This is a genomic window from Methanomassiliicoccus luminyensis B10 (assembly GCF_000308215.1).
GTDB classification, from domain to species: domain Archaea; phylum Thermoplasmatota; class Thermoplasmata; order Methanomassiliicoccales; family Methanomassiliicoccaceae; genus Methanomassiliicoccus; species Methanomassiliicoccus luminyensis.
Window position 1 is genome coordinate 1 of sequence record NZ_CAJE01000016.1, and the last position, 8413, is coordinate 8413.

Annotated in this window: 5 protein-coding genes and 1 pseudogene; 5 read left to right on the forward strand and 1 reads right to left on the reverse strand. The window is 44.1% G+C overall.

Going from position 1 to position 8413, the window contains the following annotated elements; translation table 11 throughout:
- A partial coding sequence (locus WYS_RS16460; RefSeq protein ID WP_236993852.1) for a hypothetical protein occupies positions 1–519 on the forward strand: 519 nt, incomplete at its 5' end.
- An 88-nt stretch (positions 520–607) separates the two neighbouring features.
- A complete protein-coding gene (locus WYS_RS09940; RefSeq protein WP_019178019.1) occupies positions 608–1039 on the forward strand; it encodes a hypothetical protein in 432 nt (143 codons plus the stop codon).
- A 343-nt stretch (positions 1040–1382) separates the two neighbouring features.
- Here WYS_RS09940 and WYS_RS09945 read toward each other — a convergent pair whose 3' ends face one another.
- Entirely contained in the window at positions 1383–2357 is a 975-nt protein-coding gene (locus tag WYS_RS09945) for a hypothetical protein (RefSeq protein ID WP_026069000.1), read from the reverse strand.
- A gap of 366 nt (positions 2358–2723) precedes the next feature.
- Between WYS_RS09945 and WYS_RS15020 the strand changes: the two genes are divergently transcribed.
- The 3 genes and pseudogenes from WYS_RS15020 to WYS_RS09965 form a co-directional block, all read left to right on the forward strand.
- Positions 2724–3902 (forward strand): AlbA family DNA-binding domain-containing protein, encoded by a 1179-nt coding sequence (locus WYS_RS15020; RefSeq protein WP_019178021.1) that lies wholly within the window; start codon positions 2724–2726, stop codon positions 3900–3902.
- Between the two features lie 1306 nt (positions 3903–5208).
- Complete coding sequence (locus tag WYS_RS09960; protein WP_026069001.1) at positions 5209–5712, forward strand: hypothetical protein; 504 nt, start codon at positions 5209–5211, stop codon at positions 5710–5712.
- A 272-nt stretch (positions 5713–5984) separates the two neighbouring features.
- A pseudogene (locus WYS_RS09965) lies at positions 5985–8413 on the forward strand (hypothetical protein); the annotation flags it as partial.

Below are 8413 nucleotides of genomic sequence, written 5' to 3' on the forward strand. Positions count from 1 at the left end.
ATTTCAACTTATATCTTACCATTTCAAGATGAGTGGATTAGACATTATTCAGACATTGAGGGCCGAAAAGTAGACCTCACAGTGCGTGTTGTTCAGATACGCATGACGTTGAACGCACTTCTCGACTATTACAATACCACATATGGGGACCCCGTTTCTCAGGAGATTATCGATAATGGATTAGCTCAGGCATCTGAAGTACTGAGCGATTCTACGCAAAAGCACCCAATAATCGTCGCGTCAGTGTTTATCCGAATATCGATCGAACAGACACTTAGAAGCCTATGCAACCTTAATCAGATTCAACATGGGCCGACTACTAAGGCAAAGATCCTTAACGAAAAATTATGCGGAGCGGATGTTTACACGAGCGATGTTATGAGCGATATTCAATCCCATTTAGATTTTTTAAACGCCATCGTCCATGGTAAGGCCAGTCCGCCAATCGAAAAAGTGCGCGAATCGCTAGAGTGGTCCAATAGGTTCATTTCTAGATATCTACCAAGTACCGTGAATTAGGCTAGTGGAGTTAATAACAGCTAGCATAAGACTCAAACATGTAGTAAGTCATACTTGTGCCCAGATTGATACGGCATGAGACATTGACATGAATCTTGACCTTATTCTATCCATCCTGAGCATTGTTGGCATTGGCGGAATAGTAGGAGCATTCTTTACCTATGTTTGGGAAAAGAAAAAACAGATCCAGATTAAAGAAAACGAGATAAAAGAAGCGAGGTACCGTTGTACACTTTTGCTCATGTATGCCTACATCAATCCGAGCGAGCTATCGAACCTAAAACTAATAAGGCCAGAGATAAAGGATTTGACGGACTTAAAGAAAGAGTTGCAGACCGAATGGGTAGGCTCTTGGATATTCGCCGGGGATGATACCCTTCAAGCTTTCAAAGAGTTCCTCGAAGAACCTAACGAGAACAATTTTGCGAAGACTGTTCTTTCCATGGGGAAAGAGCTTTGGAACAAGAGATCGAAATTGCCACTCGATTACTTCTCCATAAAAGGCTTTCAAGCTAAATGAACAGTTTGAGACTCACCAAGGATTTTTTTGGATCTTACGAGGGGCACATATTTCCGAGCATTATAGCGACACTGGCCTGCACCCAATAAACGTACTTCCTCAGTAACGTCTGGGATTATACCGATACTGGACTGTGATTCCAATCCTGATTGTGATGGTATGCAAAATGGGCATACTATTGTTCAATGTGAACAAAGCGGGGCCTCTACCCACTAAACATCTGACTAGATCCTGCTTTGAATGATTCCATGTTCAAATCCCCAACCGAGTAAATGAAGATTATTTACGGCAGATAATCTAGATTTAATCAAGAAATGAGTTCAATTAGGTTAATCAGGTTATTTTATCCATTCTTGTTTTTCGGCCCGAAATAATCTTTAACCAACGCCCTTACTTCAATGCCTGCCTCAGCAACTAAATTTCTCTTGCTATCAACCTCAAAGGCTTTCATCTGAATATCAGGAGTATTCAGAACATGGAGCGCATCAGATGGGTCTGTAATTCTTTTCATATACTCTATCTGCTGCCCAGACAACTGGCTATGTTTATCACCTTCCGATTTTGCAAAATCATCAATCTGGCCAGGTTCGAATCCTAACCAAGATAATACTAACAGCCCTTTGATAATAAGTTCGGCATGACCGCCGTTTTTTCGAAGGTCACCATTCAATCTTTTATCTACAATTTCGAATAAATCTATTAGGGACCCTTTATTCTCCTCTTCAGTTTGTCTGAAGCCTCTTGGGGCCCCGTAGTACTTCTTTTTCTTCTCCTTATAATCGTCCAATGCCGCTATAATATCTGGGTATCTGCTAAGAACATCAGCATAGCGGCCAGTCCTTCGATTTGTAGGGCCAACACGGCCTTCAAAATGATAATTAGTGTCCATAGTCACAAGAGGTTTTGGTAACTGCTCAACAAATGGGTAATTGTATCCCCAGAACTTTTCAGTATCTGGCTCAAGGTCTTGAGTCTTAAAAAATTCACTCATCAGGACTTCTCTACGCCTAATCTCGCGTTCAACTTCATCTAATCGCGTTTTGATATTCGAAATATGTGTGGCATAACCCCCTGTCCTTTTCCATCCTAACCAACCAAACCATGCAACAAAACCTGTTACTCCAAGGGGTAGTGCAATAATCCAAGGGTTTGTAAGAAAATCTTTGTAGAACGCGACAATGGCGGATAGGGATAGAAGCGGAAGAACCGCATAAGGAGACGCCTTCCATAACGCCATCCAGAATTCCTTTGAAGAGCCATAGTTTTCCACATCGTTCTGTAATTGTTTTCGCAAGTCATCAAGTTCCTTGAGCGCCATGGTCACAACATTGCCGTAATGCTTCAGAGAAGAGGGCGTACGGACTTTGGTCATGGAGCCTCTGTTGCTTCTTTGAACGTTTTGGGCCAACTTAGCTGTGTTGGAACAATCAAATACAGAGGGAATAATATTCAATATGGCTCCAACAGGATTTTGACAATTATATCTATTGGTCAATGGTTTTTAGATTAGAAAGAGGTCCAGGAAAAGATACATCACTCATAAATCCCGATACTGGACTTGCGATGGCTATTTATCATTCGGAGAAACCGCCGAGTTCTATGGAATAGCGGTTAGCTTGTTTGTTATATAATCCCCTGTGATTCATATTGTGCTACAGAAAAGCCATTAGGAAGGGGAAAAACCATGCTACAAAAAGACCTGGACTCAATCGAAGAGACAGACCTAGTGGACTTAATAGCTAACCAAGTTGGTGAACGAAGGACCATCGATTACAAAGCGCAGCTAAATATTGGCAATGATACAGACAAGAAAGAGTTTCTAGCCGATGTCTCATCTTTTGCTAACGCGGATGGTGGAGACCTAATAATCGGTGTGGCCGAAGACAGAGGATTGCCAACCAGCATCATCGGTCTTGTGGTCCCCGACATCGACCAGGAAACCCTTCGAATCGAACAGATTATCCGCGATGGCATCCAGGCAAGGATTATCGGAATCCGCCTTCGATGGGTCAAGCTCAACAATGACAAGCACGTCTTAATCATCAGGATACCCAGAAGCTGGAACAGCCCCCACAAGGTATCGTTCAAAGGTCATGACAAGTTCTTTGGGCGTAACTCCGCTGGAAAATACCCTTATGATGTATCTGAACTTAGATCGGCCTTTGTCCTATCGGAATCGCTGAACGGAAGAATAAAGCGTTTCAGGGACGATCGATTGGCCAATGTAATTACCGGCGATATGCCCGTCCCCTTTTCAGACACCCCGAAAATCGTTATCCACATGGTGCCGATATCGTCATTCGATTCTAAGCAGGCTATCGACATAAGGCGAATTTATCAATCCGGTCAAATGCCCATGCTCAGTTCATCGGCGGATCATAGATACAATCTCGATGGGGTCCTGTTTTCCAGCAACGGTTACGAACCAGAAACGAACAAGCCGGTTTGTCGTTCATACATCCAGTTCTTTAAGAACGGCACCGTTGAGGCCGTCGAAGGTCGCATATTGCGCCCCTACAAAGGCGTTGGTAAATATCTACCTATTATCGACTTTGAGATAGGTATTCAGCAGTTTATAGCGGGCATAATGAAATCATTAAGAGGAGAAGACATAGCTCCTCCAATCCATGTGTTCATTACGTTGCTTGGAGTAAAGGAACTCGTGTTATCTAAAGATCGATCTGGTTTTGATTCTGATGACTCGTTTAAGATAGATCGAGATGTTCTAACTCTCCCCGAAGCAATCATAGATGACTATGATTCGGATGTTCATGAGTTACTCAGAGATTCCGTAAATACTCTCTGGAATGCATGTGGTTACGAACAATCGTGGACATATGATAAAAATAAAAAGGATGATTGAAGGAGAGGAGTTCGTAATTTTTACTCGCACTTGGTTGCTTTACGCGAACCTATTTCATCACCTTTTCCTTCATCGATGATACGTGCACGGCGGAGGCGAAAATTCAATAACCAGCATACCAGTGTTTGTCCGGTATCAGCAAGATACCAGACCGTTGAGGAAATGGCGCAGTTCGGCTCACTCCTATCACCTAGCCATAATGCGATCATCCACATAGACGACCCATTAAAGCATCCCGAACGAGAGGGTTATGACCACCCCATCTCCTCTCGATACCGGACATCCTTTGCCCTGGCGATGAATCCCATTGGGTTAACCGATGCCACGGCCATGTTGATGTCTTCATCAAAGTTTAACCCGTACTCTCGACCCCATCGGGATAGGGGCTGCATCATCCGGCAGGTAGTGTGTGAAAAACGACCCGTCGGCCCGGGCTCCCATGGCTACTTCTTGGGTTTCCCGGCTTCTGCCGGGATGGGCCAGGTGGCCAGACACCCTACCGGCGGCTAACCCACAACCCCGGGAGGCCGGGTACCCAGACAACTAAGCCTACGCGCGTGCGCGGTAAGCGCATAATACGCGTAAGCTCGACCGCTGCACTAGCCGCTTAGTGTACTCAGGCTTAGCCGGGCAGCCGGGAGCCCAACTCCCCCAAACCCCGAGCAGGGGCCGCTCCCGGCACCTTGAGCCGAAATTATTGAGACAAACCGAGCGGCTCCTTTCGATCCAACTTTTTCAAGCTCGGTGACCGAGGCGGAACGTTCGCGATCGTCAAGTGCCTCTCTTCGACAAAAATCCCTAAGCAACCTTAGTGACCGATAAGCCCTCCAGTCTTCGAAACGGTCGAGCGCGGAGCGAGCGTTCGAGCGGGACCGTTGGTTTATCGGAGCTACTTTCGTCACTATCGCGTTCTCGCCCTAGAACCATTGTCCCTACCATCATGAACGAGTATAATGAGCGGATGGGCCGTTTCCGACGCTCCTTGAGGTTCGTGCCTGTTATCGACCATTGATGCCAAAGGCGAGGGACGTTTAATCTTTAAAATCGCTAGACATCCCCCTCGCCATCTAACGGAGATGAGGAATAGTGATTTCTCAGCGTGTCCCGACGAGGCTGCAAGGCATTCTAATGCTCATGCTAAGTATCTCCTCGTCTTCCCCATCCCACTACATCGTACCTCCGTCAAAGTATAGGCCCCGTACACGCACGCGCGAGAGCCCCCACCTCCTAACCCCCTAGGACCCTATGGTAATCATAGATGGCAAACGCCAGCATAATCTCCGAGTAAAGGGCATAATATCCGCCAATGACCGAGGACAATAATCCAATGGCCATCTGCATGGTCTCCGTTCCTTCTGTCGGCATGGCACCCTTCATCCTTTCTTGGGTCAGAGGAGGGATTATGGCCGCTGCAAAATATCCATCGAGAATCAGGTACGAGGAAAGTCACCCCAGCGTGATGTTCCGGGTGTCCAGGGAAGATTATGAACGCCTCGGCCAGATCAGGGAGAAGCTAGGGATGAGCTTCAGGGAGATGATAATGTACGGCGCGGGGCTCATCGAGAAGGATCTGGAGGCGGAGAAAAGGAGGATTAGGGAAGCGACCGTGAAAGCGTATGAACAGGCATGGGGCCAAGCTCAGGAGGAGGCTTTGATGAGCGTTGAGATAGGGACGTGCTCAGACTGCGGGGAGGTTATCGAATGGGATCTGACTAATCCTGAAGTCCAAGAGATATTGGATGACTTAGTGAACTCAAGGTCATTTTGTCATGGCGAATGCCTCAAGAGGAGAAGAGGTCCCGGCCGCTAGAGAACAGGCGTTGCAGTCATCTCAGTACAATAGGAGCATTCAATAGCGGGGGGCTTCATTGGATATTGATAATACGATTTTGCTATCAAGCTATCCAGCCAATCATATCATGGTGGATAGCCATTGTATGGCAGGAATGAGGTAGAGTAGGTAATGCCCCAACTACTTTCTAATTGATTAAGTACGTGCAATCTAGCTGATTTCCATGATTGCGTCGAATTGATGGAAGAAATCGTTATACTCTGACAGACCATTTCCACGAATCATACTTGATGGCGCAGAGTGTACCAATGATCGATCTGTCTGAGATAAGGCCATTTAATAAAACAAAGGATAGAGCCTTTGAAGAGCTGTGTTGCCAATTAGCACATAGGGAAAATATCCCTAACAGACTTAAGTTTATTAGAAATGGGACACCCGATGGTGGTGTAGAATGCTTCTGGATACTTCAGGGTGGAGAAGAGATTTGTTGGCAAGCTAAGTACTTTTTATCAACACCAGGTAAAAGTCAGTGGAAACAAATCGAAGACTCGATTAACACAGCAATTAAGTCGCATTCGTCTATGAAGAAATATGTTATTTGTTTACCTATGGATAGAGCAAACCCAAAAAAAGATAAAGAAACGTGGTTCATGGATGAATGGCTGAAAAGAGAAAAGAGATGGAAAGAAGATTCAGAGAAACTCGGTCGAAAAATAGAGTTTGATTATTGGGGAAGTCATGAGATAATTCAACGCCTTCAGGAAGAGAATAACCGTGGAATAGTAAAATTCTGGTTTGATAAAGAGCTTTTTACTTTAAAATGGTTCCAAAATCACATTAGTGAATCAATCGAATTGGCGGGTCACCGCTATACTCCAAAGCTCAATGTCGAATTGCCAATCAATAAATTCTTCGTCGGTTTATGTCGGGAACCAGAGTTTTTCAATAGCTTAAATAAACAATGGTTGGAAGTAAAGGACGCTTTGCCCAGAGATGCCACAGATCTGGAACAGGGTCTTCAAAAAGAAATTGATAAAACGAACCTTGTAAAAAAGATTGACATCATATCTGAATACATAAACCAACTTGAGATTGATACAAAGAGCATACCCTTCTCAGAAATATTATCAAACATTGATGTTTCACTGAAACATGTTGATGAATCATTAGTAAAGATATCAAATCATCTTACCCAATATGATGCGGAAGATTGGGTTAAGCTAGAGAGCGATAAACGGTATGTAGCAACGCGTTCTTTGGAGGCGAAGTATCGTCATTTGTGGAGCGAACTATTAGATTTTAAACAATTTTGTTTGAGCAGTATGGCCATATCTTCGAACAAAAATGCAATGCTGATTGAAGGGAAAGCTGGTGTTGGAAAAACTCATCTTTTGTGCGATATTGCTCAGAAGAGAGTAAGTGAGGGCTATCCAACACTGTTACTCCACGGGGGCTCATTCAAGGATGATGAGCCCTGGACCCAAATAGTAAAAAACTTAGGTCTTTCCGGCATGGCTCGTGATGACCTTTTAGGTTCATTACAGATCGCAGCCGAGACAAGTAATTCAAGAGCCCTATTAATGATAGATGCGATTAATGAGGGCGATGGCAGACTTCTTTGGAAGAGATATCTACCAGGAATGCTAGAGGTCATTTCTAGATACCCAAGAATATGCATCGCATTGAGCGTTCGCGCCACTTATAAGGATTATATTCTCAAGGGAGTGGATTATAAGGACAAGTTTGTTGAAGTCGAGCATCACGGATTCGGTGAATCGGTTTACATTGCCATTGATAAATATTTTAATGAATTTGGTATAGAGTATCCAAGTGTACCATCGCTAAATCCTGAATTCCAAAATCCTCTATTTCTGAGTCTGTTTTGTAAGGGGATGAAGAGCAAAGGATTGACGAAAATTACGCCCGGGCTTCTCGGAATAACATCCGTCTTCAACCTGTACCTCGACCATATAAATGACGAATTAGCATCGCCTGAACGTTTAGACTATAGCCGGAGAGAGAAGATCGTCTACAAAGCAGTGGAATGTATAATTAACGAGATGAATGCCATTGGGAGTGACCATCTCTCACAGAACATCGCAGGAAATAAATTGAGCAGTATATTGCCCAGAGATGGGCACGAAAAGTCGCTATACAACATGCTTGTGTCTGAAGGCTTGTTTATTGAAAACTGCATATCCAATGATGACGGCACATACGAGGAGGTAGTATCCTTTGGGTTTGAACGCCTTTTCGATCACATGCGGGCGAGATGGCTGTTAGACACCAAGATTGATGATGCCAGAATAGAAGATGCATTTGGTAAGGATGGCGCCATTGGTAAATTGATGATAGATGATTCTGAACGTTTAAAGAACCGTGGACTTATCGAAGCGTTAAGTATTCAAGTGCCTGAACGGTTTGGGAAAGAGCTGCATGAGGTCGCTCCATATTGTGCTAGTTCCTACACTGTAATTGAAGCATTTATAGACAGTCTGATTTGGAGAGACCCCAAATCCATCAATAAGAAATCATCCTTATCTTTCATCAATAAACATGTTATTAACGACACATACACGTTTTATCATTTCATCGATACGCTTCTTACAATATCATTGAAAGAGGATCACCCATTCAATGCTCACTTCTTACACAATCGATTGAAGAGAATGAAAATGGCAGATAGGGATGCTTGGTGGAGCACATATTTATTTAAAGA